This window comes from Streptomyces sp. NBC_01267, assembly GCF_036241575.1.
GTDB lineage: Bacteria > Actinomycetota > Actinomycetes > Streptomycetales > Streptomycetaceae > Streptomyces.
Window position 1 is genome coordinate 4,102,822 of the sequence record NZ_CP108455.1, and the last position, 24,949, is coordinate 4,127,770.

General features: G+C 70.3%; 27 protein-coding genes and 1 tRNA gene. 6 read left to right on the forward strand and 22 right to left on the reverse strand.

Annotated features, from left to right (window positions below; translation table 11 throughout):
• Position 1 precedes the first annotated feature (1 nt).
• The 3 genes from OG709_RS18870 to OG709_RS18880 all read right to left on the reverse strand — a co-directional run bounded on the left by OG709_RS18870 (position 2) and on the right by OG709_RS18880 (position 3,945).
• Positions 2-820, reverse strand: coding sequence for a YceI family protein (locus OG709_RS18870; RefSeq protein WP_266641732.1), 819 nt, complete (start codon positions 818-820; stop codon positions 2-4).
• Between the two features lie 153 nt (positions 821-973).
• On the reverse strand, positions 974-3,454 hold the full coding sequence (locus OG709_RS18875) for an MFS transporter (protein WP_329167069.1): 2,481 nt from the start codon (positions 3,452-3,454) through the stop codon (positions 974-976).
• Between the two features lie 20 nt (positions 3,455-3,474).
• On the reverse strand, positions 3,475-3,945 hold the full coding sequence (locus tag OG709_RS18880) for a MarR family winged helix-turn-helix transcriptional regulator (protein ID WP_250302243.1): 471 nt from the start codon (positions 3,943-3,945) through the stop codon (positions 3,475-3,477).
• A gap of 201 nt (positions 3,946-4,146) precedes the next feature.
• Here OG709_RS18880 and OG709_RS18885 point away from each other — a divergent pair, with 201 nt between their 5' ends.
• Positions 4,147-4,365: a hypothetical protein gene (locus OG709_RS18885; RefSeq protein WP_250302242.1), complete on the forward strand. Its 219-nt coding sequence runs from the start codon at positions 4,147-4,149 to the stop codon at positions 4,363-4,365.
• Positions 4,366-4,414: 49 nt separating this feature from the next.
• On the opposite strand, the gene OG709_RS18890 is transcribed toward OG709_RS18885, so the two are convergent.
• The 11 genes from OG709_RS18890 to OG709_RS18940 all read right to left on the reverse strand — a co-directional run bounded on the left by OG709_RS18890 (position 4,415) and on the right by OG709_RS18940 (position 12,058).
• On the reverse strand, positions 4,415-5,206 hold the full coding sequence (locus OG709_RS18890) for a hypothetical protein (RefSeq protein WP_250302241.1): 792 nt from the start codon (positions 5,204-5,206) through the stop codon (positions 4,415-4,417).
• Between the two features lie 127 nt (positions 5,207-5,333).
• The gene (locus tag OG709_RS18895; RefSeq protein WP_250302240.1) at positions 5,334-6,185 is read right to left on the reverse strand and encodes an RNA polymerase sigma factor SigF; all 852 of its coding nucleotides are present in this window, start codon (positions 6,183-6,185) and stop codon (positions 5,334-5,336) included.
• A 211-nt stretch (positions 6,186-6,396) separates the two neighbouring features.
• Entirely contained in the window at positions 6,397-7,185 is a 789-nt protein-coding gene (locus OG709_RS18900) for an RNA polymerase sigma factor SigF (protein WP_374211302.1), read from the reverse strand.
• A gap of 320 nt (positions 7,186-7,505) precedes the next feature.
• Positions 7,506-7,799 (reverse strand): Dabb family protein, encoded by a 294-nt coding sequence (locus tag OG709_RS18905; protein ID WP_250302238.1) that lies wholly within the window; start codon positions 7,797-7,799, stop codon positions 7,506-7,508.
• Between the two features lie 26 nt (positions 7,800-7,825).
• Positions 7,826-7,987: a hypothetical protein gene (locus tag OG709_RS18910; protein WP_250302237.1), complete on the reverse strand. Its 162-nt coding sequence runs from the start codon at positions 7,985-7,987 to the stop codon at positions 7,826-7,828.
• Positions 7,988-8,233: 246 nt separating this feature from the next.
• Positions 8,234-8,737, reverse strand: coding sequence for a hypothetical protein (locus OG709_RS18915; protein ID WP_266641730.1), 504 nt, complete (start codon positions 8,735-8,737; stop codon positions 8,234-8,236).
• 234 nt (positions 8,738-8,971) lie between these two features.
• The gene (locus OG709_RS18920) at positions 8,972-9,835 is read right to left on the reverse strand and encodes an isocitrate lyase/PEP mutase family protein (protein ID WP_250302235.1); all 864 of its coding nucleotides are present in this window, start codon (positions 9,833-9,835) and stop codon (positions 8,972-8,974) included.
• 592 nt (positions 9,836-10,427) lie between these two features.
• Positions 10,428-10,515: transfer RNA gene (locus OG709_RS18925), tRNA-Ser, on the reverse strand.
• A gap of 93 nt (positions 10,516-10,608) precedes the next feature.
• Positions 10,609-11,073 (reverse strand): tRNA adenosine(34) deaminase TadA, encoded by a 465-nt coding sequence (gene tadA, locus OG709_RS18930; protein WP_250302234.1) that lies wholly within the window; start codon positions 11,071-11,073, stop codon positions 10,609-10,611.
• A gap of 84 nt (positions 11,074-11,157) precedes the next feature.
• On the reverse strand, positions 11,158-11,685 hold the full coding sequence (locus tag OG709_RS18935) for a tRNA adenosine deaminase-associated protein (RefSeq protein WP_250302233.1): 528 nt from the start codon (positions 11,683-11,685) through the stop codon (positions 11,158-11,160).
• A gap of 178 nt (positions 11,686-11,863) precedes the next feature.
• Entirely contained in the window at positions 11,864-12,058 is a 195-nt protein-coding gene (locus OG709_RS18940; RefSeq protein ID WP_250302232.1) for a hypothetical protein, read from the reverse strand.
• Positions 12,059-12,148: 90 nt separating this feature from the next.
• On the opposite strand from OG709_RS18940, the gene upp reads away from it, so the two are divergent.
• Complete coding sequence (upp, locus tag OG709_RS18945; protein ID WP_250302231.1) at positions 12,149-12,784, forward strand: uracil phosphoribosyltransferase; 636 nt, start codon at positions 12,149-12,151, stop codon at positions 12,782-12,784.
• A 62-nt stretch (positions 12,785-12,846) separates the two neighbouring features.
• Here upp and OG709_RS18950 read toward each other — a convergent pair whose 3' ends face one another.
• The 4 genes from OG709_RS18950 to OG709_RS18965 form a co-directional block, all read right to left on the reverse strand.
• On the reverse strand, positions 12,847-13,476 hold the full coding sequence (locus tag OG709_RS18950; RefSeq protein WP_326694365.1) for a LytR C-terminal domain-containing protein: 630 nt from the start codon (positions 13,474-13,476) through the stop codon (positions 12,847-12,849).
• Between the two features lie 93 nt (positions 13,477-13,569).
• A complete protein-coding gene (locus OG709_RS18955; RefSeq protein WP_250302229.1) occupies positions 13,570-13,866 on the reverse strand; it encodes a type II toxin-antitoxin system VapB family antitoxin in 297 nt (98 codons plus the stop codon).
• 129 nt (positions 13,867-13,995) lie between these two features.
• On the reverse strand, positions 13,996-15,501 hold the full coding sequence (locus OG709_RS18960; RefSeq protein ID WP_329167076.1) for a M20/M25/M40 family metallo-hydrolase: 1,506 nt from the start codon (positions 15,499-15,501) through the stop codon (positions 13,996-13,998).
• A gap of 112 nt (positions 15,502-15,613) precedes the next feature.
• A complete protein-coding gene (locus OG709_RS18965) occupies positions 15,614-16,258 on the reverse strand; it encodes a TetR/AcrR family transcriptional regulator (RefSeq protein WP_250302227.1) in 645 nt (214 codons plus the stop codon).
• A 367-nt stretch (positions 16,259-16,625) separates the two neighbouring features.
• On the opposite strand from OG709_RS18965, the gene OG709_RS18970 reads away from it, so the two are divergent.
• Positions 16,626-17,600, forward strand: a complete 975-nt coding sequence (locus OG709_RS18970) for a GNAT family N-acetyltransferase (RefSeq protein ID WP_329167078.1) — start codon at positions 16,626-16,628, stop codon at positions 17,598-17,600.
• A 60-nt stretch (positions 17,601-17,660) separates the two neighbouring features.
• Here OG709_RS18970 and OG709_RS18975 read toward each other — a convergent pair whose 3' ends face one another.
• Positions 17,661-18,473, reverse strand: coding sequence for an isocitrate lyase/PEP mutase family protein (locus OG709_RS18975; protein ID WP_329167080.1), 813 nt, complete (start codon positions 18,471-18,473; stop codon positions 17,661-17,663).
• 149 nt (positions 18,474-18,622) lie between these two features.
• Positions 18,623-19,126: a MarR family winged helix-turn-helix transcriptional regulator gene (locus tag OG709_RS18980; RefSeq protein ID WP_329167082.1), complete on the reverse strand. Its 504-nt coding sequence runs from the start codon at positions 19,124-19,126 to the stop codon at positions 18,623-18,625.
• 59 nt (positions 19,127-19,185) lie between these two features.
• On the opposite strand from OG709_RS18980, the gene OG709_RS18985 reads away from it, so the two are divergent.
• Positions 19,186-20,649 carry an MFS transporter gene (locus OG709_RS18985; protein WP_329167084.1) on the forward strand — a complete coding sequence of 488 codons (1,464 nt, stop codon included), beginning with the start codon at positions 19,186-19,188 and terminating at the stop codon, positions 20,647-20,649.
• 107 nt (positions 20,650-20,756) lie between these two features.
• On the opposite strand, the gene OG709_RS18990 is transcribed toward OG709_RS18985, so the two are convergent.
• Positions 20,757-21,560 (reverse strand): class I SAM-dependent methyltransferase, encoded by an 804-nt coding sequence (locus OG709_RS18990; RefSeq protein WP_329167086.1) that lies wholly within the window; start codon positions 21,558-21,560, stop codon positions 20,757-20,759.
• Positions 21,561-21,827: 267 nt separating this feature from the next.
• On the opposite strand from OG709_RS18990, the gene uppS reads away from it, so the two are divergent.
• Positions 21,828-22,658 (forward strand): polyprenyl diphosphate synthase, encoded by an 831-nt coding sequence (gene uppS / locus OG709_RS18995; RefSeq protein WP_329167088.1) that lies wholly within the window; start codon positions 21,828-21,830, stop codon positions 22,656-22,658.
• Between the two features lie 74 nt (positions 22,659-22,732).
• On the forward strand, positions 22,733-24,169 hold the full coding sequence (locus OG709_RS19000; RefSeq protein ID WP_329169142.1) for an oxygenase MpaB family protein: 1,437 nt from the start codon (positions 22,733-22,735) through the stop codon (positions 24,167-24,169).
• Positions 24,170-24,178: 9 nt separating this feature from the next.
• Here the strand turns inward: OG709_RS19000 and OG709_RS19005 are convergent, their stop codons facing one another.
• A complete protein-coding gene (locus tag OG709_RS19005; RefSeq protein ID WP_326694361.1) occupies positions 24,179-24,697 on the reverse strand; it encodes an AAA family ATPase in 519 nt (172 codons plus the stop codon).
• Between the last annotated feature and the right edge of the window lie 252 nt (positions 24,698-24,949).

Here is a 24,949-nt window from a genome sequence, read left to right on the forward strand (position 1 = left end):
GTCAGACCGCGGGCAGCGAGTCGCCCTGGACCGCCTGGATGTCCAGCTCGATCTTGAGCGTGGTGCCGATGGCGGAGATGCCCGCCTGGACCACCTGGTTGTAGTTCATCGCGAAGTCGTCGCGACGCAGTTCGGCCGTGGCGCGGAAGGCAGCGCGGACGCCGCCCCACGGGTCGGGGCCGGTGCCCAGGTAGCTCAGGTCCAGGTCCACCTCACGGACCACGCCGTGCAGCGACAGCCGGCCCTTGACCGTCCAGCGGTCCGGACCCGCGGGGATCACACCGGTGCTGCTGTAGGTGATCTCCGGGAAGCGCTCGACGTCCAGGAAGTCCGGGGACTTCAGATGGCCGTCCCGCATGCCGTTGCCCGTGTCGATCGACGTGGCGGCGATGACCGCCTCGACCCGTGACTTCTCGATGTCCTCGGCGATCTCGATGCGGCCCACGAACTCGGTGAACCTGCCGTGCACGCTGGAGATGCCGAGGTGCTGGGCGACCGCGCCGACCGACGAGTGCGCCGGGTCGAGCGTCCATGTTCCCGGCGGCGGGAGTTCCACGCCGCCCTGCCTGGCCAGTACGACCGTGCCCACATCGGCCCGGCCGCTCGCCGTGACGAACGCCGTCGACGCGGCGGGGGCGTATCCGACGGCCGTCACGATGACCGTGTGCGCGCCGGGGGCCAGCGACGCGTCGGCGCTGACCGCGCCGTTCTCGTCCACGGCCGCCCGGAGCACCTGGGCGCCGGTCATGTCGGTCACCGTCACCACGGCGTGCTGTACGGCCCAGCCGTCCCGGGTCCGTACCTGTGCGCGAAGTCCCATCCCGTTACTCTCCCTCAAAAAGTGGGCCCCGGGTGGTGGTGGCGGGCCGTCCCCTGCTCGCCACCACCACGCCCGGGGCCCGTGCCCCACATCCGCTGGGGCAGCCTGTGCGTAGACCGTACGGATCCTGCTGGGACCCGCCGGCAACCGGTCCTACTCGCCCGGGTGGGCCAGCTCGATGTCGTGGCCGTCGATGCCGCTCCCCGCGACCGTCAACGAGCCCGCCACCGGCGGGTAACCGGTCGCGATGACCGTGTACTCGCCCGAGTTGAGGTCGGCGAAACCGTAGGCCCCGTCGATCCCGGTGGTCGCCGTGGCGACCACGTTGCCCGCCGCGTCGACCAGGGTCACCCGGGCGTCGGGCAGCGGGCGCCGCTCGGCTCCGCCGCGTACGACACCCTGGACCAGCGAGCCGGACTCCAGGGCGGCCTCGATACGGGTCACACCCTGGCCGCCGACGTCGACCGGCAGGGCCAGCGGCCGGAAGCCGGTCGCGTTGACCGCGACGGTCACCGAGCCGGGCACCAGCTCACCGAAGGTGAACTCGCCCTGCGCACCGGACTTTCCGGTGGCCAGCACATCGCCGCGCACATCGGTGACGACGACCATGGCGCCCTCGACGGCCTTGCCGCCGTCGGCGGACTTCACGATGCCGGCGAGTCCGCTCGTACCGGAGAGGAGGATGTCGTACGACAGGCCCTCGTCCCCGACGACCACCGTGGACGCCTGCGGCTGGAAGCCGTCGGCGGAGGCGATCAGGACGTACGAACCGGAGCCCGGCGCGTCGACCGTGTAACCGCCGTCGCCCTCGGCGACCGCGCGGCCCAACTGGCGTCCGGCCAGCGAGATCAGTGTGACGGCGGCACGGCCCACGGGTGCGCCTTCGGCGCCCCGGACCACACCGTGGATCGCGATACCCGGGGTGGGGGTGGACTGCATCGGCATCGTCTCCTCAGCACTCGGAACACTTTCGCGGGAAACCGCGGGGGCCGGTACGGCGTCGGCCACCGGCGGGACCTCGGCCGCAGCGGCCTCCCCCTCGGGGGCGCCCACGGCGCGGGTCCGCAGCGGGACCTCCTTGATGAACAGCGTCACCAGGAAGGCGACCAGGGCACAGACCGCCGCGTACAGGAAGACATCCGCGACGGCGTGCCCGTACGAACTCTCCATGATGGAGCGCAGCGGCTGCGGCAGTTTGCTGATGTCGGGCACCGATCCGCTGCTCATGCCCTTGCCGGCCAGGGCCGCGCCCTTCGGGCCGAGGTCGTGGAGACCGTCGGAGACGAAGTGGGTGACGCGGTTGCCGAGCACCGCGCCCAGCGCCGAGACGCCGATCGCGCCACCGAGGGAGCGGAAGAACGAGACGGTGGAGGACGCCGAGCCGAGGTCCTGCTGGGAGACCTGGTTCTGCGTGCAGAGCACCAGGTTCTGCATCATCATGCCGATGCCGAGACCCATCAGCGCCATGAAGACCGCCACGTGCCAGTACGCGGTGTCGTACCGGATGGTGGAGAGCAGGCCGAGTCCGGCCGTCACCAGGATGCCGCCGCTGACCAGCCAGGCCTTCCACTTGCCGGTCTTGGTGATGAGCTGGCCCGAGACGGTCGACGAGATGAACAGGCCACCGATCATCGGGATCGTCATCACGCCGGACATCGTCGGCGACTTGCCGCGCGCCAGCTGGAAGTACTGGCTGAAGAAGACGGTGCCGGAGAACATCGCGACGCCGACGAACAGCGAGGCGACCGAGGCGAGGGTGATCGTCGGGTTGCGGAAGAGCCGCAGCGGGATGATCGGCTCGCTCGCCTTGGACTCGACGAGCACGAAGAGCAGGCCCAGAACGATCGAGCCGCCGAGCATGGCGCCCGTCTGCCAGGACATCCAGTCGTACTTGTCACCGGCGAAGGTGATCCAGATCATCAGCAGCGAGACGGCCGCCGCGATGAAGAACGCGCCGCCCCAGTCGACCTTGACCTCGCGCTTGACGACGGGGAGTTTCAGGGTCTTCTGCAGAACGATCAGCGCGATGATCGCGAAGGGCACGCCGACGTAGAAGCACCAGCGCCAGCCGAGCCAGCTGGTGTCGGTGATGACACCGCCGAGGAGCGGTCCGGCGACCGTCGCGACTGCGAAGGTGGCGCCGATGTAGCCGCTGTACCGGCCCCGCTCACGCGGGGAGATCATCGCGGCCATCACGATCTGCGCGAGGGCCGAGAGACCGCCGACGCCGATGCCCTGGACGACACGGAAAGTGATCAGCGTCGACGAGTTCTGCGAGAGACCGGCCGCGGCCGAGCCCAGCACATAGATGATCAGGGCTATCTGGACGAGCAGCTTCTTGCTGAACAGGTCGGAGAGCTTGCCCCACAGGGGGGTGGTGGCCGTCATCGCCAGCAGCGACGAGGTGACGACCCAGGTGTACGAGGACTGACTGCCGTGCAGATCGGAAACGATCTTGGGCAGGGCGTTGGTGACGATCGTCGACGACAGGATCGCGACGAACATGCCGAGCATCAGCCCGGACAGGGCTTCCATGATCTGCCGGTGCGTCATCGGCGCACTGTCTCCGGGGGTGGTATTTCCCCCGTGCTTGGCGTGGCCGCCCCGCACACCGGCTGGTGTGGTCGTAGCCATGAAGTTCCTTTTTTCTCTACTTACGCGGATGTACGGGTGTGCTCGTGCTGTCCGGCCCAGGCCCGGCAGTCGCCGAAACTGGCGCGCAGGCGGTCCAGGAGCACATTGAGCTGCCCGACTTCGTCGTCGGACCAGTCGCTGAGGGTGCGAGCGAGGGATTCGATGTGTCGCTCGGCGAGCAGGCCGAGCATGTCTGTGCCTGCGGGGGTGAGCCGCAGGATGCGGGAGCGCTTGTCAGCAGGGTCCGGGGACCGCTCGATCCAGCCGTGCTCCGCGACGTGTGCCACATGCCGGCTGGTCACCGACATGTCCACGGCGAGCAATTCGGCGAGCCTGCTCATACGCATCTCGCCGTGCTGGCCCAGCAGGGACAACACAGCGGCCGACCCGGTCGGACACTCGGGAGGGAGGATGCGGGAGAGGCCCCGCTTGACCGCGCCGATGGCGCTGAGCTGTCTGGCCAGTTCTTCGTACTGACTCTGTGTGGCCATGACACCTCCCTATGTTGTTGCTTGAGGCAACCATAAGTTCCGTTGGTTGCCTCAAGCAAATTAAATCCGTCTGAGAAAGGCAAAGGAAACCAAAAAGGTTTGCATGTGTGAGGTCAATGAGGTGGCGGAGGCCGCTTCGGGCGATCTGCCCGCAGGTACGGGGGTTGGGCGGAACCCGCAGGTTCGCTAGGGTCCTGCCTCATGGCACACAACCCCCAAGCGCCCCAAGGCCCCGAGGGCAACTACGACCCGGCGGGCAGCACCCAGATGTTCCGCGCCTTCGTCGACGAGGGCGCACCGCAGAGCGCGCAGCCGGCGGCTCCCCCGCAGCAGCAGTCGGGCCCGAGAATCGGCGTGATCGTCGCGGTCGTCGCCGTGATCGTGGTTCTCGTGGGCGTCGCGGTGCTCGCGCTCGGCTAGGACCTGTCCTCTACTGCCCCGTTCCCGCAGCCTCCGGTGTTCCGGCTGGTCACTTCCAGTCGGCGGAGACGCTGCGGGTTTCTATGTGCATCCCCAGCGGTACCCGCCAGTCGTCCACGCAGACGGTGTACGTCTTCGACAGGGCCGTACCGGCGGCGATCGGCCCCGGTAGTGGCTGGGACGACTCCAGGGTCGCCCAGTCCACACCCGCCCCGCCGATGACGTGCGTGGAGAAGGTGACCGTGCCCGAAGCGATCGGTGAACCACCGGTGTTGCTGAAGCGCACGGTCACTTCTTCGCACCAGCGCTGGTCCGTGGCGGTCCGCTCGGGATCGCCGATCTTCAGTACGGCGGGGCCCGACGGCGGGGCCGACGGGCTGTTACCCGGTTGTCCCGGGGTGGCCGGAGGGTCCGAAGGGGACTGACCGGAACCGGAGTTGCCGGGGTCGCCCGGGGCGGGACTGCCCCCGGCGCCGGTGCCCGTACCGCCCTGGGTCCTGGAGCCCGGTGCCGCGCCTCCCGGTGCGCCCGTGGCTCCGGACGCACCCGGCGTGCCCGGGGCGTCAGGGGTTCCGGCGCCCGGGGCGCCCGCTGGGGCCGTGGAGCCGCCGGCGCTGGACTTCCCGCCCTTGCCGGGCCCGGAGGACGCTCCTGGGCCGCCCAGGGGCGTCAGGGTGACCTTGCCCGACGGTGGTACGGGGGCGGTGGCCGTCTGCCCCGCGCCTGCGGCGCCCACGGCCACGTAGGCCTGGTCGGCGGTACCGCCCGCGCAGGCGGCCACCAGACCGCCCAGGCAGAGGACGGTTGCGGTGGCGGCGATTGCTGAGTGCTGGCGTCGCATCGCGCCAGTGTCTCTGACGGACCGTCAATTAGGAACCCGGCGGGCAGCGGTTTCCGTCCGCGCCAGGGGCCTGTGTCCGGTCCCTGCCCCGGGCCCGACTCCGGCGGAGATCAGGTCCGGGGGCACGTCACTCTCCGATCAGGCCTTCCCGCAGCTGCGCCAGCGTGCGGGTCAGCAGCCGGGACACGTGCATCTGCGAGATCCCGACCTCCTCGCCGATCTGCGACTGCGTCATGTTGGCGAAGAACCGCAGCATGATGATCTGGCGCTCACGCGGCGGCAGTTTGGCCAGCAGCGGCTTGAGGGACTCCCGGTACTCGACCCCCTCCAGCGCCGTGTCGTCGTAGCCGAGGCGGTCGGCCAGCGAGCCCTCGCCGCCGTCGTCCTCCAGGGAGGGCGAGTCGAGCGAGGACGCGGTGTACGCGTTGCCCACCGCCAGCCCGTCGACCACGTCCTCCTCGGACACGCCCAGCACCAGGGCGAGTTCGGGAACAGTGGGCGAACGGTCGAGCTTCTGGGCCAGTTCGTCGCTGGCCTTGGTGAGCGCCAGCCGCAGCTCCTGGAGGCGGCGCGGGACCCGTACCGACCAGGACGTGTCCCGGAAGAAGCGCTTGATCTCACCGACGATGGTCGGCATCGCGAACGTCGGGAATTCGACGCCGCGTTCGCAGTCGAACCGGTCGATCGCCTTGATCAGGCCGATGGTGCCGACCTGGACGATGTCCTCCATGGGCTCGTTCCGGCTGCGGAACCTGGCTGCCGCGTAGCGCACCAGCGGCAGGTTGAGCTCGATCAACGTGTCCCGTACGTAAGTGCGCTCCGGGCTGTCCGGTTCCTGGCCGGCCAGGACGGCGAGCCGCAGGAACAGGGAGCGGGACAGAGTGCGGGTGTCGATGGCGCCAGAGCTCGGCAATTCTGAGCTGAGTGTCTCAGGTGCGTCTTTCGTGAGCACCTTCGAGCTGCCCTGTTCTGCGGACATGCCACCCCCTTGAGGTCGCGGACGGTCGCGGCGGACGCTCCCGTCGGAGGAACGCAGCCTCCACCTGAATACCGGAGGGGGGACTGCGGCAAACGCGGTTCCAGCAGAATGTCACATGTCGGCAACGCGCTGTAGCGCCAAGTCGACAAATCTGCGCTGGAAAGAGGGGGTGTGGGGCATTTCCGCCCTGTGTACGGATCACCCGTACCGGTTACGCCTCGATTCGATTTGCGGACCGGAGCCGCGCGAAGCTCCTGGCCAGCAGCCTGGAGACATGCATCTGGGACACGCCCAGCTCCTGGCTGATCTGTGACTGCGTCAGATTGCTGTAGTAGCGGAGCATCAGGATCCGCTGCTCCCGCTCGGGCAGTTGAACGAGCAGATGCCGGACCAGATCGCGGTGCTCGACCCCGGCCAGCGCCGGATCCTCGTAACCGAGCCGGTCGAGCAGTCCCGGCAGCCCGTCGCCCTCCTGGGCCGCCTCCAGGGACTGTGCGTGGTACGACCGGCCGGCCTCGATGCAGGACAGCACGTCGTCCTCGCTGATGCGCAGCCGCTCGGCGATCTCGGCCGTCGTCGGGGACCGGCCGTGCATCGTCGTCAGGTCCTCGGTGGCCCCGGTGACCTGGACCCACAGCTCGTGCAGTCGGCGGGGGACGTGGACGGTCCTCACGTTGTCCCGGAAGTAGCGTTTGATCTCGCCGACGACGGTCGGCATCGCGAAGGTCGGGAACTGGACGCCGCGCTCCGGGTCGAAGCGGTCGATGGCGTTGATGAGGCCGATGGTGCCGACCTGGACGACGTCCTCCATCGGCTCGTTACGGCTGCGGAACCGCGCGGCGGCGTACCGCACGAGCGGCAGGTTCGCCTCGATCAGCGCCGACCGCACCCGGGTGTGCTCGGCGCTGCCCCGCTCCAGCCCCTTGAGCTGGCCGAAAAGCACCTGGGTCAGCGCCCTGGTGTCCGCGCCACGGCTCTTCGCCGGAGGCGTCTCCTCGATGTCGGGCTGGTTCGGCCGGGCCTGTTCGGACGGGGCCTGTTCGGGCTGGGCCTGCGCGGACCGGCTCTGGGGCGACTGGGCCTGTGCAGACGGGGTCAGGGCTGTCTGGGGCGGAACTTCAGGCGCAGTACTGGCCGGCACGGTCAACGCCACCCCTTTTTCAGTCAACTCATCCGTCAAAAGCGGTCATAGCATCACAAGACATGTGCACTGTGTGCAAGCACCGCATAACGTCGTGTTGGTTGGCGAGCTGGGATGAAACGGAAAAAGCCCCTCACCGGAAGGTGAGGGGCCGTACGCCCGAGGGGCTCGGGGGCGGCTCAGAAGGGGTAGTCGGCGATCACCCAGGTGGCGAACTCACGCCACTGCCCGGCGGCTGCCTGGTGGGCCGGGTGCTCGATGTACCGCTTGAGCGCATCGGTGTCGCGGGCGGCCGAGTTGATGGCGAAGTCGTAGGCGATCGGCCGGTCGGTGATGTTCCAGGCGCACTCCCAGAACTCCACCTCCGGGATGATCTCGCCGAGCTCGGCGAACGCCTTCGCGGCAGCGACGACGCGGGGCTCGTCACGCGTGACGCCCTCGTTGAGCTTGAAGAGGACCAGATGGCGGATCAAGGAGCACCCCTCACAGATGTACGGACTCAGCTCACCAGTTCGGTCATGAACTGACCGACACCTTTTGCGGCATTCGAGATTCCTTCGAACCCTACCTGCACGAGTTCGGCGGCCTTGGCGGGTGAAGTGATGATCGTGTACAGCACAAAAACGACGACTATGTAGAGAATGACCTTCTTCACCGGCACCGTTCGGCCCTGCCTCCCCTGAGCTCCCTGAGCAGTCGCGAGAGTCTAACCGGACTATGTGCCGGGGGATCAAGGGACTTCGGGGGACGGGCGTGCACGGCGCCCCGGAGGCTCCCCACGGGCCACTCGGGGCCCGTGCCGGCCCCTGCCGGATCAGCGCCGGGCCGGCGACGGGTCTTCCCCGGGACGTGCGAAGGGCCCCGACGTGATGGTCGGGGCCCGTCTTCTCGTTCCGCCGGGTCCGGGTCAGCGCGAGGTCCGGCAGGCGGTGTTCGCCTCCTTTCCGTGCCGCCTGCAGGTGGCGTCGTGGTCGGCGTCGCCCTCGTCGTCGTCCCCTCCGGTCGCCGCGCTCCCGGACTTCGCGCCACCGGACTTCGTCCCGCCACCGGGCTCCGTCGTCCCCTCGTTCTTCTTCTCGTCCCCCTCGTCGTCCCCGCGTTCGTTCGGTGCGGCCTGGACGCCCCCGTTCTGCGAACCCGTCACGGTCTGCTCGATCGCGCCCCCGCCGCCGTCGTGGTCACTGCCCGCCGTGCCCTTGCTGAAGGGGCCGAGGATGTTGAGCGTCCGGTCCACTTCCAGCCAGGAGTCCGCGTTGGAGTTGTCAATGGTGATCAAGGAAGGTCCGTGATGCGTCTCCATGCCGCCGTCGGGGGCGTCGGCCCAGGCGGCACCGGTGGCCAACTGGCCCTGGCAGAAGGCCCCGAGGACGATCGCCAGGGCGGCCCGCGCCTTCGGCGAGGTGATTCCCATGGTCCGGTTTCTCTTTCCCGGCCGCGCGGTCCCGGTCCGGACACGGCCTGATTCGCTGGGGTTCGAAGGGCGCCGGAACCCCGGTGGCGCGTGCGGTGCGCCACCGGGGCCCCGGCGTTCGGGCGGAACGGCACAGGGCCGGACCGCCCCTCCTGGCGTGGTGTCGGCGCCCACGTCAGGCGTTCATGTCAGGCATTCGTGCCAGGCGTTCGTGCCAGGCGTTCGCGGACCCGCTCACGCACGCACGGGCGCGCTCACGGCGTGATGCCTGCTGATGTTCTTCTCCAGCAGTTGCGTGGAGCGCTGCACACCGATCCCGTCGCGGGCCGTGAACTCGGGAAGCCGTCCGTCGGACTGCTTGAGATCCGTCAGCGCGCTGTCGATGGCGGCGTGCGCGGCAAAGAGGCAGGGGGTGCTGTAGATGGCCACCTGGCACTCCAGGTCGGTCAGTTCGGAGAGCGAGAGCCTCGGGGACTTCCCGCCCGCGATCTGGTTGAAGAGCAGCGGCTTGTCACCGACCACTTTCCGGATGCGCTTGATCCATTCGACGCTGCGCACGCCGTCGACCAGGACGACGTCCGCGTCGGTCTCCGCCAGGGCTTCGGCCCGGCGCAGGATGTCGGCCTCCTCCGTGGCGTCCGTACGCGCGACGACCACCAGGTCCTTCCGGCTCTCCAGCACCAGGTTGAGCTTCTCCAGGTACTCCTCCAGCGGGAGCACCTGCTTGCCGTCCGCGTGACCGCACCTGCGGGGGCGCTTCTGGTCCTCCAGGATGACGCCCGAGGCGCCGATCCGTTCCAGCCGCTGCACCACGTGGCAGGCGACCTCGGGATCGACGTAGCCGTCGTCGATGTCGACCAGCAGGTGGTGGGAGGGGAAGGCCAGCCGCAGCCGCTCCACGAAGGCCACCATGTCCGGCCAGGCGATGAAGCCGATGTCGGGGAGCCCGTAGTGGGAGGCGGCGAAGCCGAATCCGGAAACGAAGAATCCGTCGTAGTGCCGGGCCACGACGGAGGCCGAGTACATGTCGTAAATGCCGATGAGGGGAGTCGTGCCCGGAGAGTGGACTTCTTCCCTCAGCGCGGTTCCGTAACGCACAGCGTCTCCTTGCCAGTTGCCGTTGAATCGCGAACCGGCGCCCGGTTCGTCGTCGACGCGCCGGGCGGCAGTTCGGAGTTCGGTGATTCCGTTGGATGGAACAGGTGTTGAGCGGTGCCGCCCCGGGTGATGCGAACTCCGGCGACGGGTACCGGGAGCCACCGGGGCTCGGGAGATGAGTCGGGGCTCGGCGAAATGCGCCTTCTTTACGAAGACGCGTATACCTATACAGACATGACCAACCCTTTACCCAGGGACACGCCGCGTTTTACTTTGTGTACGACACGTAGCGGGTACGTGGCGGGATCCGGTTGACGCCGTCGCGGGAACGGGAGCGTTTCTCCCGGATCCTCCGAAAGCGAGCGCGTCCGGCCGCCGCTCGCGGGAGTGCTCCGCCCCGTATCGAACAGCGGGCAACGTCCAGGTCAACCGGGTCCGGGAGGGTCCCGGGAGTGCCCCGGGAGGGTCGGTGACCGCTCACCGGGTCGACCTCACCGGGGCGCGGAACCACTCGCTGACATCTCGTCATCCGAGGCCTCCGGGCACAAAAAAACCGCCCCCGGCCTGTTTCCAGGTCGGGGGCGGATCCTGCTGGCGGTAGCGGAGGGATTTGAACCCTCGGTGAGTTTCCCCACACTCGCTTTCGAGGCGAGCTCCTTCGGCCGCTCGGACACGCTACCGAGAGAGAGCTTAGCCCAAGGTCGGCCGTGCTCCGAAATCGGCCCCGGAGAGGTGGTCGCCGACGGCTGTCCCGCGGCCACCCTGGGGGCCGGTCAGCGGTCCCTGAAGAAGGAAGTCAGCTGCGCCGAGCACGCGTCCGCGAGGACCCCGGTGATGACTTCGGGCCGGTGGTTGAGCCGTCGGTCCCGTACGACGTCCCAGAGCGAACCCGCGGCGCCCGCCTTCTCGTCGAGCGCCCCGAAGACCACCCGGTCCACCCGGGACTGGACGATCGCGCCCGCGCACATCGTGCAGGGCTCCAGCGTGACCACCAGCGTGCAGCCGGTCAGCCGCCACTCGCCGAGCGCCGCGGCGGCCCGGCGGATCGCGAGGATCTCGGCGTGCGCGGTCGGGTCGCCCGTCGCCTCGCGTTCGTTGTGGCCGGCCGCGAACGGCGTGCCGTCCGCGGACAGCACGACGGCGCCGACCGGCACGTCGCCGGCCCGCGCCGCGCGTGCGGCCTCGGCCAGGGCCAGCCGCATCGGCTCGGCCCAGGGGTCACGTACGGGATCGTTCATCTGCTCGTTCGTCCGGGAGTCCGTCCGGTGGGTCCGGTGGCCGGGAACGTCCGCCGTCGGAGTTCCGGCCACCGGGTGGTCCGGCTACCGGACAGTCTCCAGGACATCGGCGGCGCCCAGGGCTTCGGCGATGTCGGCGAGTGCGTCCGTACCGAGCATCAGCAGGTCCTCCTCGGCCACTCCGAGATCGGCAAGGATCGTGATGTCCCCCAGCGGTCCCGGCGGTACGGCTTCGCTCTCGTCGGCCGGGTCGTCCTCTTCCTCCGCGTGCTCACCGTCCTCCGTACCGTCGAGATCGGCTAGTTCTTCCAGGGCGTCCGGGTCCTGAGGATCCCGGCCGAGCAGCTCGTCGGTGAGAAGGATCTCCCCGTACGAGGAACGGCTGGCGGCTGCGGCGTCCGAGACGTAGATCCGCGGATCTTCCTCTCCGTCGACCCGGACGACGCCGAACCAGGCGCCTTCCTGCTCGATGAAGACGAGGACGGTGTCCTCGTCCCCCGAGGCTTCCCGGGCGAGGTCGGTCAGATCACTGAGGGTTTCCACGTCGTCGAGTTCCGTGTCGCTCGCTTCCCACCCGTCTTCGGTGCGCGCGAGCAGTGCGGCGAAGTACACCGTGACTCTCCCACTGGTCTAAGGGGTGTCTCTCGAAAGGGCGCGCTGTGCCCCGCCCAGTGGGAATCGTGGCAGAAACATGCGCTCCGCGAGAGGTCTTCGGCCTCAGGTCTGCGTGTTGCTTCCTGAACCCGGTAAAACCTTGGTAGGCCATCGGCGGTAAAACCCCGGTGCGCGGCTACCAGCGGAAGGTGCGCATACGCATGGCCTGTCGCATCCTCGCGACCTTGGCGCGCCTGGGCTGTACGCGGTCGCGTAGCTCCTTCGCCTCGTTCAGCTCACGGAGGAACTGCGCGCGGCGCCGCCGGCGGTCGGCGGCGGTCTCCTGGGCGCTCCCGCACTCGGGCGCGCCCTCGTTCTCCGGCTCGGGCATGGAACACCACCTTCGTACGCCCCCACCTTCCCCTGAACCGGGCGGGTGATGCCAGCGCGGGGCGGTTCGGGGCCCGGTTACCGTTGTCGTATGCGTATCCATGTCGTCGACCACCCGCTGGTGGCGCACAAACTCACCACGTTGCGTGACAAGCGCACCGATTCCGCGACCTTCCGGCGGCTCGCCGACGAGCTGGTCACCCTGCTCGCGTACGAGGCCACCCGCGACGTGCGGACCGAGCAGGTCGACATCGACACGCCGGTCACGGCGACGACGGGCGTGAAGCTCTCCTACCCCCGTCCCCTGGTGGTGCCGATCCTGCGGGCGGGCCTCGGGATGCTCGAAGGCATGGTGCGGCTGCTGCCGACCGCCGAGGTGGGCTTCCTCGGGATGGTCCGCGACGAGGAGACGCTGAAGGCGTCCACGTACGCGAGCCGGATGCCTGACGACCTCTCGGGCCGTCAGGTGTACGTGCTGGACCCGATGCTGGCCACCGGCGGCACGCTGGTCGCCGCGATCCGTGAGCTGATCGAGCGCGGCGCGGACGACGTCACCGCCGTGGTGCTGCTCGCGGCGCCGGAGGGCGTCGAGGTCATGGAGCGCGAACTGGCCGGTACGCCGGTCACGGTGGTCACCGCCGCGGTCGACGAGCGGCTCAACGAGCAGGGCTACATCGTGCCGGGGCTCGGCGACGCGGGCGACCGGATGTACGGGTCGGCCGAGTAGCCGCAGGGCGCCTGCCGGGCGCCGTCGCGAGGATGCTCGCTACGGCCGCCCGGTGCGGGGCGTCAGCACTTTCCGGAGGGCGCCGGGAGGGGATGGGCCAGTGTGGTCATCGCCTTGGCGGCGTCCTTCTTGGCGTCCAGGGACGTGAAACCGGTGCCGATGATCAGGTCGACGTCGCCTGTCTTGCGGGCGTCGGTCTTCTCCTGGGCGCCCTTGAGCTGCGTACCGAGGACGGCGAACGAACCGGGCGAGGTCGTGGCGGCGCCCAGCAGCACGGCCTTGCCCGCGATCTTCTTGTCGTAGGCGGCCGGGGCGTTGCCCACCTTGCCGATGGTGAAGCCGCGCTTCTTGAGTTCGTCGGCGGTGGTCTTGGCGAGCCCGCCGCGCGGGGTCGCGTTGTAGACGTTGACCTTGATCTTCGCGGGTTTCGGCAGGGACCTCGGCGGCGCGGGCGCGGGGGAGCCCGCGACCTTGCAGTCGTGCTGCTGACCGGCGGCCGACGCCTTGCTGGAGCTGCCGGTGAAGACGTCGATGAGCTGCACCGATCCCCAGCCGATCAGGCCCAGGGCGACGACTGCGGCCACCGCCCCGAAGACGAGACGGCCATACCGTCGGGGGCGGTGCATCCGGGGGTACTTGTCGCCCGTGATGCGATACTTTCCGCCCATGCCGGGGGGTGTGAGCATGCTCATGAGCGCAGCGTAGTGCGGCGCGGAGACGATGCGAACTAACCGATCATCTGATGACCGCCGGATGGGCAAAAAAGGCCCCGAAAGGACCAGTCGTCAGCCCAGGTCGAGCACGCGGGCGTGCAGTACCTGTCTCTGCTGGAGTGCGGCCCGTACGGCGCGGTGCAGCCCGTCCTCCAGGTAGAGGTCGCCCTGCCACTTCACCACGTGCGCGAACAGGTCCCCGTAGAAGGTGGAGTCCTCCGCGAGCAGCGTTTCGAGGTCCAGCTGCCCCTTGGTGGTCACGAGTTGGTCCAGCCGGACCGGGCGCGGGGCGACGTCCGCCCACTGGCGGGTGGATTCCCGGCCGTGGTCGGGGTACGGCCGTCCGCTTCCGATGCGCTTGAAGATCACACGGAAAGCCTACCGGGGAAGCAGCACCGGGCGCAGCCATGGCGCAGCACCACAAAACGGCAGAAATATGCCGGGAAGGGAAGGGTCGCGAGCGGAACTCTTACCTCCGGTAGGTCCGGGACGGTCGGTCTACGGCCGGGCCGATGGGCCGGCGGTGTAGGCGTACGTCCCCACGGCGTCGGCGATGACGTCGATGTTGAGGTCGAACGCCGTCATGTCGATGTTCTTCAGGGTGTCGCACGCCGCGTGGTAGCAGGCGTCGAGCGCGACCCCCGCCGTTCCGCCGAACTTCTCGGCCTGGGCGGCCGTTTTGAGCTCCTCGGCGCCGGTGTAGCTGCCGCCGGAGGGGATGCCCGCCGCCATGAACGGCCCGTAGTCGGAACGGCCGTCGAAGGCCGTGGCCTCGTGCGGCACGTGCCTGCGGTCCAGGAAGGAGGTGATGCCCTTCGTCAGGCGGTCCGTACCCGCGGGGACCGGGGCCGGGGCCGTGCCGGTGGGCGCCGGGGCGGTGCTGTCGTACACGAGTTGGGCGTAGTTCGGCGAGGCGATCATGTCGAAGTTGAGGTAGAGCGCGATCTGCTTCTTCTGCGGGGCGGTGAGCCCCTTCACGTACGCGCCCGAGCCGAGCAGCCCCAGTTCCTCCCCCGACCACCAGGCGAAGCGCACCTTGTCGGCGAGGGGCCGGTGGGTTCTGGCGAGTTGCTGGGCGACCTCGATGAGACCGGCCGAACCCGAGCCGTCGTCGTTGATGCCGGGGCCCGCGGTGACCGAGTCGAGGTGGGCGCCGAGCATCACGGTGTGCGCCGGGTCGCCGCCCGGTGTCTCGGCGACGACGTTGCGGGTGGTGCGCGGTTCCTGGAGCTGGCGGATCTCCAGGGAGACGGTCGCGCCCTTCGCGGCGTCGGCGGCGAGGGCCGTCCCGTCGGCCCCGGAGAGCCCGCCGGTCGGGATCTTCGCGCCCGCGGCGGATCCGAGGGTGCCGGAGAGCTCGCCCCCGGTGTCGTTGTAGATGAGCGCGGCCACCGCGCCCGCGCCGGCCGCCGCTGCCTGCTTCACGGTGAAGGTGCAGCCGCCGCGGCGGATCAGCGCGATCTTCCCGGTGAACGCCCCGGCTGCGTAGTCGGCCGCCTCGCAGCCCGTGGTGGCGTCGAGCGGTACGGCGGCGAGCGCGGCCTCGATGCCGCCCACCGGGGTGGACTTCGTGTACGACATGGCCGACACGGTCGCCTTGCGCGCGGGAGCTCCGGGCGTGACGACGGAGAGCTTCTCGGCCCGCGTCTCGATGTAGGTGATGCCGAAGGTCTGGTACGAGACCCGGTACCCGGCCTTCCGCAGGGTGTCGTGGACGTACTGCGCGGATGCCTCGTGGCCGGGCGTTCCGGCGGCGCGGGTGGAGTGGTTCGCGTCGGCTATGGACTGGAGCTTCCGCAGATGCCGGTACGCGTCCTCGGCGGACGACATCCGCACCAGCTCCCGGGAGAGCTGCGCGGCTTCCTTCGCGTGGTCCGTTCCCGGATGCGCCGGTCCGGACGTGGCGGGTGCGGGGCGTGCGTTGGCGGTGGGGGTCGGCAGGAGCGGGCCGGCGAGGGCGGCGGCGGCCAGTGCGGCCACGGCGCTGCGACGGGCTGTACTCACGCGGGTCCTTCCGGGGACGGGGAGAGGCGTTCGGAGTGATCGCATCTCTTCCCGCACCACCGCGCGGAGCCAACAAGGCCGTGGCGTTCGGGTGTCGGCGCCGTGCGGGGTGTCAGCGCAGCGCGGGCAGACCGACGGCCAGCGCGGAGAGCATCCGGGTGAGCGTCGGCAGCAGCGACGGGCGGGCCGCGGCCAGTTCGGGCTCCAGGGCGTACAGCTCGGCCAGTACGGGCGGCGGCGTCGCCATCGGGTAGAGCGTTCCGGCCAGTGCCCCTGCCGTCGAGACGAGGTCGACCGCCTCGCGTTCGGTCAGCTCGGGGTGGGCGCGGGAGACCCGGGCGCCGAGTGCGGCGACGCTGGCGAGCGCGGTGTGCTTGTAGGCGCGTGCCGCGTCGAGCGAGATGTTGTGTTCCAGGATGGTCGCGGTCAGGCTGAGCAGGTCGCAGAAGAGCGGTCGCCCGGCGAGTGTCCCGGCGAGCGCGCCGACGGCGTCCTCGCCCGCGTCCAGCCGTACGGTCACCGCTTCCCGCCACTCCTGCCAGCCTTCGGCGGTGAGCACCAGGAAGATCTCTTCCCGGGTCCCGAAGTACCGGATGACATTGGACTTGGCGAGGCCCACGACCTCGGCGACGCTGCCCAGCGTCACCTTTCGCACGCCGTGCTCCTGTGCAAGCCCGCGGGCGGCCGAGAGAATGGTCTCGCGCCGCTGCTGCTTCTGTTCCGGCCTGCGGGCCCGGAGGAATTCCTCTGATGACATGACTCGGTCAGCATACGAGAGCGCCCGGGAACCCGCCTTCCGTTAATACCTGAACTGTGTTCTTTTAGCTCGCGGGCCGTGAGGGGAATTCTCTTGCGCGGCGACAGGGAGTGCGCGGCCACGCTCTCGCCGTGCCCCGCGTTCCGTCCGCCCTGTCCGTGCTTTGCTCGGGAAGCCTCTTCTGACCTCGGTCGATGTCCCGCGTGAAGGGCCTTACGGGGAAAAGGAGTTCAGTGAGGACTTTCCCGCATATATGTTCCGGCGTAGGTATATCCAGCCGCTCCGGGGGTGTGTCCCGAAGCCCTGGGCGCACCTGCGGATATGTGCCGCAATTTCGTGGCACGGCCGATCAGCGAGGAGACTCCCCATGCACGCCGGATACGCGATACGTGCTCCGAAGGAATCAGAACTTCCGGCCGTGGTCCACGCGGTGAACGAGGCGGCCCGGTCGCACGATCCCACGGCAGCGGCCCGGACCGACGACGAATTCCGGCATGTGTGGGCACAGTTGGACACGGCCGATGACGTGCGGGTGGTGACCGGGCCGGGCGGTGCGGTCTGCGGGTACGCGGAGCTGAGCGCCGCGGCGGCCGGGGGCCGGATCTTCGCCGACGCGTACACCCACCCCGCCCATCTCGGCGCCGGTATCGGGACGGCGCTGCTGCGCTGGATGGAGGCGCGTGCCACGGAGATGGCGCCGGGCGTCCCGGCCGCCGGCGATGCCGCGCCCGTGGCTCTGGTCAACCACGTGCTGCTCGACGGGGCCGCCGACCGGATGCTGCGCGCGCGTGGGTACCGCAGGACCCGGATCCACCTCCGGATGCGGATGGCCCTGGGCGGACCGCCGGTCGCGCCCGTGTGGCCGGACGGCGTCGGCCTCCGTGCCTGCGACGGGACCCCGGAGGACCTGCGGCGGGTGCACGCGTGTGTCGAGGAGGCGTTCGGCGACCACTGGGGCCGGGTGAGCCGCTCGTACGACCAGTGGGCCGGTGACCTGCTCCACGACGGTTTCGACCCGGCGCTCTGGCTCGTCGCGGAACGCCGTGGACGGATCGTGGGCGCGGCGCTCTGCCGGGAGCGCGAGGTCGAGGGCCACGTGGCCGGTGAGGTCGGTCAGTTGGGTGTGCGCCGTGAGGCGCGGAGGCTCGGTCTGGGCCGGGCGCTGCTGCTGGCGTCCTTCGCGCTCTTCGCCGAGCGGGGGGCCGGCTCCGTGGGGCTCGACGTCGACAGCGAGAGCCTGACCGGTGCGCATCTTCTCTACGAGCGTGCGGGGATGGTCACGACCGCGGGCATCGGGCGGTTCGAACTGGAGCTGCCCGTGGCGGACGGGGCCCGCCGGTAGCGGGTTCGTGGCGGCGCGGTGCGAGGGCGGGGGCGGTTCGGGGGCGGGGCCGGTGGGCGTTCACCCGAAGCGGGTGGAGAGCGACTGGGCCTCCGTGTACGAGGGGATCCCGGTGGGCAGGGCGGCGCCCGTGGCGACGGCTCCGGCGGTCTGCACGACCGCCTGCAGTGCGGCCCGGAACAGCAGCGAACCGCAGCTGACCCGGCGTACGCCCAGCGCGGCCAGCTCCGTCACGGAGGGCCCTGCGGGCGAGAAGAGAATGTTGAGCGGCACCCGGAGGTTCCCGGTCAGTGCGGAGATGGCCTGGGCGTCCTGAAGGCCCGGGACGAACAGGCCGTCCGCACCCGCGTGTTGGTAGGCCTCGGCCCGGTGCGTGGTCTGCTCCGTGTGCCCGGGAAGCCAGTACGTGTCCGTACGGGCGTTGACGAACAGCTCGGGCACCGCGTCCTTCACGGCCCGGATCAGCTCGCACTGCCGGTCGACGCCGGTGAGTGAACCGTCGGGCCGCCCGTCCTCGATATTGACGCCGACCACGCCGGCGTCGGCCAACTCGACTGCCAGCGAGGCGACTTCGTCCGGGTGCGTGCTGAAGCCGCCTTCGATGTCCACGCTGATCAGCGCGGACAGCCGGGCGAGGCCACGGGCGAGCCGAACGGTCTCCGCACGGGTGCCGCCCGTCGCGTCGGCCTTCCCGGCGGCTGCCGCGACGCCGAGGCTGGTCGTACCGATGGCCCGGAACCCGGCGGCGGCGAGGGCGGCGGCCGAGGCGTGGTCCCACGCGTTGGGCAGGACGAGCGGGGCTTCGGGGGACGCGCCGGGCCCTGCGTGGTGCGAGGCGTGGTGCAGTGCGCGGAATTCCTCGAAGGGGTTCATCGGGCCGGGTTCCTTCCGCAGGGCTGTTCGCGGGACGTTCCGGCCCGGCGGGCCGTGGACCCGACGGTAGCGCCATGAGCGTTCCGCGCCTGTCGAAACCTCGCGGGCCGTACGGGGCGGCGCGCCCCGGCCGGGTCCGGCCGTCCGGATCAGACGCGGGTCGCCTCGTCGTAGACGCCGACGATCTTCCGCAGGAAGCCCGCGACCGTGGCCTGTTCCCCCGGGGGCAGGGCCTCCGCTGCGGCGGTGACGCCCTCGACGAGCGGGGAGACGTACTGGTAGGCGGTCGCCTCCCAGTGGTCGGCGGGGGTGACGATCACCTTGCGGCGGTCGGTGGGATGCGGCTGCCTGCTGACGTGACCGGCGGCCACCAGCCGGTCGATGACGAGCGTGGTCGCCGCGGTCGAGGCCTCCAGGCGGCGGGCGAGGTCGGTGGGTGTGGTCGGCCCGACGGTGACGAGATGGTCCATCACCGCCAGCCCGGCCGGGTCCACCCGCAGCTCCCGGCCCAGGTGCCGCTCGAACCGCTGTTGGCTCAGGGTCAGCTGCCGCAGCTGGTCACGGATGTCTCCCGCGCCGTCCGTGCGGGGCACCGCACCGGAGGCAGGCGGTCCGGAGGTAGGCGGTCCGGAGGCAGGCGGTTCGACGTCCATGCCGGTCAGGATACTCTCGATATTGCTAAGAATATTGGTAACCAATGAACTGAGGTAGTATGAGTGCCGACCCGGCCGCACCGCCGCCCTACCGGTGGCGGTGGCTGATCCTCGTGGTGATGCTCGTCGCGGAGATCATGGATCTGCTGGACGCGTCGATCGTCAATGTGGCCGGACCCGCGTTGGAGAAGTCCCTCGGGGCGACCTCCGTCGGCCTGCAGTGGGTGATCGGCGGGTACGCCCTCACGCTGGGCGCCGGGCTGATCCTGGGCGGCCGGCTCGGTGACCGGTACGGGCGGCGCCGTATGTTCCTCATCGGCCTGGCCTCGTTCACGGCCACGTCACTGCTCTGCGCGGGCGCACCGGACATCGAGTCGCTGATCGCCTTCCGGCTGTTCCAGGGCGTCGCCGGGGCGATGCTCCTCCCGCAGGGTCTCGGCCTGCTGCGGGAGAACTTCTCCGGCCCCGAACTCGCCAAGGTCTTCGGCATCTTCGGCCCGGTCCTGGGGCTGGGCGGCATCGTCGGTCCGGTGCTCGGCGGCGGCCTGATCCAGGGGGACTTCTTCGGGCTCGGCTGGCGGCTGGTGTTCCTGGTGAACGTGCCGATCGGCATCGCCGCCCTGGCCGTCGCCGCGAGGTTCGTCCCCAGGAAGCCGGGCGACCGCACCGTGATCGTCGATGGTGTGGGCGCGGTCCTGGTGGCGGTCTCCTGTGCACTGCTCGTGCTGCCCCTGAACCAGGGCCAGGACGCCGGCTGGCCGCTGTGGACCTGGCTCTGCATGGCCGCCTCCGCCGTCGGGTTCGCGCTCTTCGCCGTGCAGCAGCGCCGTACGGCAGCCCGGGGGCGCGAGCCGCTGGTCACCCCGGCCCTGCTGCGCAAGCCCGCGTTCACGGTCGGGCTCGGCGGCATCGCGCTGTTCTTCAGCGGGCTGGTCGGCACCCAGCTCGTCCTGACCCTCTACCTGCAGATCGGTCAGCACTTCACCGCCGGGGACGCGGGGCTGGGCAACCTGCCGCTGGCGGTGGGCACCGCGATCGGCGGCGCGGTCAGCGGAGCCGTACTCGCGGACCGGATCGGCCGCGCGGTGCTCCAGATCGGCCCGCTCGTCCAGCTCGGCGGCGCGGCCCTGCTCTGGTACGAACTCGGCCACCTCGGACCGGCGTTCAGCATCTGGGACGTGGCACCCGGGGTGGCCGTCTGCGGGATCGGGGCGGGCATGGTGATCGCCGCCCTGTTCAGCTTCGTCCTCGCCGCGGTGGACGACGACGAGATCGGCTCGGCGTCCGGGGTGCTGTCGGCGGTGCAGTCCATCGGCGGCTCGATCGGGGTCGCCGTCTTCGGCTCCGTGTTCTTCGCCCGTGCCCGGACGGGCGACTTCACCACCGGCTTCCACCATGCGCTGCTGGTCCAGGCATGCCTCCTGGCCGCCTTCCTGGCCATCACCTTCCTGCTGCCCAGGAAGGGACGCCCGGAGGAGTTCGAGGCCGCTGCCGACGAGCGGCGGGAGAGCGCTGCCGCGTGAGCCCGACTCGCGGTGCCCGGCGGGACGGCGGTGGTCCGGGCCGGAGCGATCCACCTCTCCGGGCCACCGCCGGCCGCTGAGACGGTGAGGTGTCACCTCGCCACCGGCTACGGGCGACGCCCCCAGGCGGAGATCATCGGGGATGTCGCCAGGTCGAGTTGGCCGCTGGCGACGTTCGACAGGTGGAGATCGATGTCCAAGTCCGTCGCGATCCCCGCCGCCACGAGCCGGCCACGGATCTGCCGCACGGTCGCTGCCTCAAGAACCGTGCAGGCCGGGGAGGTGATCGGGAAGAAGGCGTCCGCCCGTACGTCGTACAGGCCTGCTTCGCGGAGCAGTCGGGGCAGCGTCCTGCCGTACGCGAGATCGGCGCCGCGTTCCGCCATGAGTTCGCGGAACCCGGACCGGAGGCGGTTGGCCAGCCGCTGTGCGGGGCCCGACTCGTCCGGGCAGAGCAGCGGCTGCAAGCCTGGATCGGCGTCCTCCAGGAGCAGCACACCACCGGGTCGCAGCGCCTGGATCATGCGGCGCAGTGCCTCGGAGCGGTCGACGACGTGCACCAGGACCAGCCGGGCGTGCACCAGGTCGAAACCGCCCGGGGGCGGAGGGTCGGCCGCGACGTCGTGGCGCAGGACCTCGACGGTGTCGGAGGCGGCGTCCCGGGCCCAGGACACATCGATGTCGGTGCAGACCACGTGTCCCGTGGTCCCGACCCGCTCGGCGAGACCCAGGGGAACGGAGGGACCACCGGCGCCGACCTCCCAGCACCGCATGCCCTCGGTGATGCCGATCCGGTCGATGTGCCGGAACGTCCCCGGATCGAACAGCTCGGCCAGCGCGCCGAAACGGATGCCCGCCTCCGACTGCTGGTTGTCGAGCAGATACCCCTGGTCCCTACCGTCCTCGGCCATGCCGCGCGCCACCTTGTCTCTCCGTTCGCCGTACGCGCAGTCCACCACGACCGCACCCACACTTCGCCCACCGACCCGGGCATCACACCCTTCCGCCGGGCCCCCGCACGACTTCCCCGCTCCCTCCGGGGCTCGCGGCGGATCAGGTGAAAGTCGTACTGCCGTACTGGGGGTGAACCTGCCCGGATCGCGATGTGGGCCGGCCCGGGGCCCGGCACTCTGCTGAGGGTCGATCTGAGTGGCGCTGCGGCAACCGGGGGAGCACGGATGACGGTTGAACGAGCGGACGGCGCTCCTGCTGCGGCGTCCGTCCCCGCCCCTGCGCGGGCGGTGTCCGTCCCCGCCCCTGCGCGCGCCCCGGCCGGTGAGGGCCGGAACCGGGACGTGCCGCGCCATGTCGCGTGTGTGATGGACGGGAACGGCCGGTGGGCGACGCGGCGGTCCCTCCCGCGTACCTCGGGTCACCGGGCCGCGGAGACGACAGCGATCGACGTCATCGAGACGGCGCGCACGTCGGGAGTGAAGTGGCTGAGCCTGTACGCGTTCTCCACCGAGAACTGGCAACGCCCCAGCAGCGAGGTCGACTTCCTCATGCACCTGGTCCGCCGCGTGGTGCGCAAACACGCCCCGCTGCTGCACGCCCGTGGCATCCGCTGCCGGTTCCTCGGCGTGGCGGACCCGAGGATCCCCGGGCCGCTGGCCCAGGACTTCGCCGACCTGATGACCCTGACCCGGACGAACCGGGGCATGACGCTGACCGTGGCGTTCGACCACGGCGGGCGCCAGGACATCGTCGAGGCGGCACGGTCCCTCATCCGCAGCGGGGTGTCCGCCGATGCCGTCGACGAGCAGCGCTTCGCCGCTCACCTGCCCTTTTCGGACACCCCCGACGTGGATCTCGTCATCCGCACCTCCGGCGAACAGCGGATCTCCAACTTCATGCTCTGGCAGGTGGCCTACGCCGAGTGGATCTTCCCTCCGGTGCTCTGGCCCGACTTCCGCGCGTCGCACTTCGTGGAGTGCCTGCACGCCTACCAGCAACGCAATCGCCGCTTCGGCGGTGTGACGCCGCACGCGAACGGAGAACATCACCCGTGACGGACACCGGCAGCAGCCACCCCAGTTCGACGAGTTCCGGACCCACCGACCACCCGAGCGACCCCGCGCAGCCGATGCACGATGCGCCGCGGCTCGGCTCCCTGTTCGGTCCCGACTCGCAGTTCCACCGGTTCTTCAACGACCCGCGCTGGGCCATTGCCTTGATCAGGGCCACGGTGCTGGAGGCAGCCCACCCGCAGGTCGGCGCGGCGCTGATCGACAACTCGACGTTCGTCGCACACCCGTGGCGACGGCTGCGCAACACCCTGATGAGCCTGCAGCGCATGTTCGGCCCCGACGACGACGTGCGGCAGCGGGAGGCGGCGCGGCTCAACCGCATGCACGCGCGGCTGAGCGGTACCGACGCGCGGGAGCGGCCCTACGACGCGATGGACCCCGGGGTCCGTGCCTGGGTGGTCGCGACCCTCTTCGAGAGTTCCGTCACCATGTGCCGACTGAGCGGGCAGCCGCTCGACCAGACCACCATGGAGCAGCTCTACGCCGAATACCAGGCATTCCTGGCGGTGTTGGGGGACGCGGCCGGTCATCTGCCGCCCACCCTGGCGGAGTTCTGGCCGTACTACGACCGCATGGTCGAGGAGGAGCTGGAGGACACGGAGGCGCTGCGCATCATCCTCTACCGGCTCTTCGACCATCTTCCGGCGCCGCCCCTGCTGGACGGCCTGCCCACCGTATGGGCGGCGGGCCGCGCACTCGCGGGCCCGGTCATCGGCACCATCACGGTGGCGTCCCTGCCCGAGTCCTTCCGCCGGCGGGCGGGGCTGCCCGACGTTCCCGGCGCCCGGACGCTGATGCAGAGCGCCTACGTGGCCGCGGGCCTGGCACGCTTCCTGCCCGACAACTGGCTCCGGACCGAGAGCCTCACCGACCTGCTCTTCCAGTCCTCGGACGGCGACGCCTCGCCCGCCGCGACGCTCACCGCGCTACGTGGCCGGATGAAGCAGGCCGGTGCCCTGTTCCGGCTGGTCACACCGTTCGCCGAGCAGCCCGCTCCTCCCGGGGGACCCGGGCCGCAGCGCAGCGCCGACGCGTTCTTCACCGAAGTCCTGGACCAGACCGGCGACGGCTATCTGGAGTGGCCCGATCTGGCGTCCATGGCGCGGGAGTTGGCCTCGCGGCTCGATCTGGACGAGCCGGCGGAGACCAGGCTCTACCAGGCGTACGCCGAGTGGTGGAAGGAACTCCAGGCGGCCCTCGACACCGACGGTGACGGTCGCGTCAGCAAGGAGGAGTACGCCGCCGCTGTCCCCTCCCTGGCGGGGCCCGCGCTGATCAGGGTCGCGGAAGTGCTCTTCGACGTCACCGACGCGGACGGCAACGAGTTCATCGACGCGGACGAGTACCGGGCCCTGTTCCGGACGGCCTTCGGGCGCACGGTGGCCGACGCGGACGCGGGGTACTCCCGCAGCGCGTTCGTGAAGGACTTCCTGTCCTTCATGTCGGGACGGCGACGTTCGACCGCTTACGACCCACTGCTGGCGGGGGCGTAGTCCTTCCGGTCAGGGTGTCGTCCGGGGGATCAAGCCCCGTCGCAGCCAGCGGCCGGCCGCGGCGAGCACACGGTCGGTCACCTGGTTCGCCTGCGTGAGGTCCGCCTCCGTCACCTGCCCCACCGCGTCCGTCTCCGTCACCTGCCCCACCGCGCGTAGCAGGGCGACGGCCTCGTTCTTTGCCGACGGGGCCGCGTCGGTACGGACCGCGCTCCCTCGCTTCTGTGCGGATGGCGCGTCGGTTGGGGAGAATCCGTGCAGATTCACCTCGAACCGCCCGTCACCGAACCGCGCGCCGGCCCGTGCCGCCGCAGCCCGGATCAGCGCGGTCCCGCCGACGCCACCCGTCCCGTGCACCAGGCACATCGCGGGCGCTCCGCCCGCCTCGCCGTCCGCGAGCACGCGGTCCATGAGCGCCTCGATCTCCGCCAGTTCACGCGCCCGCCCGACGAAGGGGGACGCCGGCGCGCGACGACTCGTCGGGGTCTCGGGATCCGGACATGCTCCGATCCCGCCACTCGAAGTCACGGCCCGCGCAGGTCACTTCGGGTGCCCTGCGAACGGGACGGAAGCAACAGGTCAGCGACGTCGGGAGATGGGCGCCATCGCACTCGGCAACGGTTCCGGGCCGGAGGGTAGTTGTGTCGGCAGACCGATCCCGCCGCAGCTCAGGACCGCGAATAGTCACCCCGAGGCAAAGTGGTACAACAGGGAACCAGAGACTGAGTTGCCGGCGTGATTGTGGGCCCGGGGATCTTTTTCCCGTCAATACCAGAACGA

Excerpts from the sequence above, each read along its gene's own strand:
- OG709_RS18870 (WP_266641732.1), bottom strand. The coding sequence starts at position 820 with ATGGGACTTCGCGCACAGGTACGGACCCGGGACGGCTGGGCCGTACAG.
- OG709_RS18875 (WP_329167069.1), bottom strand. The coding sequence starts at position 3,454 with ATGGCTACGACCACACCAGCCGGTGTGCGGGGCGGCCACGCCAAGCAC.
- OG709_RS18880 (WP_250302243.1), bottom strand. The coding sequence starts at position 3,945 with ATGGCCACACAGAGTCAGTACGAAGAACTGGCCAGACAGCTCAGCGCC.
- OG709_RS18885 (WP_250302242.1), top strand. The coding sequence starts at position 4,147 with ATGGCACACAACCCCCAAGCGCCCCAAGGCCCCGAGGGCAACTACGAC.
- OG709_RS18890 (WP_250302241.1), bottom strand. The coding sequence starts at position 5,206 with ATGCGACGCCAGCACTCAGCAATCGCCGCCACCGCAACCGTCCTCTGC.
- OG709_RS18895 (WP_250302240.1), bottom strand. The coding sequence starts at position 6,185 with ATGTCCGCAGAACAGGGCAGCTCGAAGGTGCTCACGAAAGACGCACCT.
- OG709_RS18915 (WP_266641730.1), bottom strand. The coding sequence starts at position 8,737 with ATGGGAATCACCTCGCCGAAGGCGCGGGCCGCCCTGGCGATCGTCCTC.
- tadA (WP_250302234.1), bottom strand. The coding sequence starts at position 11,073 with ATGAACGATCCCGTACGTGACCCCTGGGCCGAGCCGATGCGGCTGGCC.
- OG709_RS18940 (WP_250302232.1), bottom strand. The coding sequence starts at position 12,058 with ATGCCCGAGCCGGAGAACGAGGGCGCGCCCGAGTGCGGGAGCGCCCAG.
- upp (WP_250302231.1), top strand. The coding sequence starts at position 12,149 with ATGCGTATCCATGTCGTCGACCACCCGCTGGTGGCGCACAAACTCACC.
- OG709_RS18950 (WP_326694365.1), bottom strand. The coding sequence starts at position 13,476 with ATGAGCATGCTCACACCCCCCGGCATGGGCGGAAAGTATCGCATCACG.
- OG709_RS18965 (WP_250302227.1), bottom strand. The coding sequence starts at position 16,258 with ATGTCATCAGAGGAATTCCTCCGGGCCCGCAGGCCGGAACAGAAGCAG.
- OG709_RS18970 (WP_329167078.1), top strand. The coding sequence starts at position 16,626 with ATGCACGCCGGATACGCGATACGTGCTCCGAAGGAATCAGAACTTCCG.
- OG709_RS18975 (WP_329167080.1), bottom strand. The coding sequence starts at position 18,473 with ATGAACCCCTTCGAGGAATTCCGCGCACTGCACCACGCCTCGCACCAC.
- OG709_RS18980 (WP_329167082.1), bottom strand. The coding sequence starts at position 19,126 with ATGGACGTCGAACCGCCTGCCTCCGGACCGCCTACCTCCGGACCGCCT.
- OG709_RS18985 (WP_329167084.1), top strand. The coding sequence starts at position 19,186 with ATGAGTGCCGACCCGGCCGCACCGCCGCCCTACCGGTGGCGGTGGCTG.
- OG709_RS18990 (WP_329167086.1), bottom strand. The coding sequence starts at position 21,560 with ATGGCCGAGGACGGTAGGGACCAGGGGTATCTGCTCGACAACCAGCAG.
- uppS (WP_329167088.1), top strand. The coding sequence starts at position 21,828 with ATGACGGTTGAACGAGCGGACGGCGCTCCTGCTGCGGCGTCCGTCCCC.
- OG709_RS19000 (WP_329169142.1), top strand. The coding sequence starts at position 22,733 with ATGCACGATGCGCCGCGGCTCGGCTCCCTGTTCGGTCCCGACTCGCAG.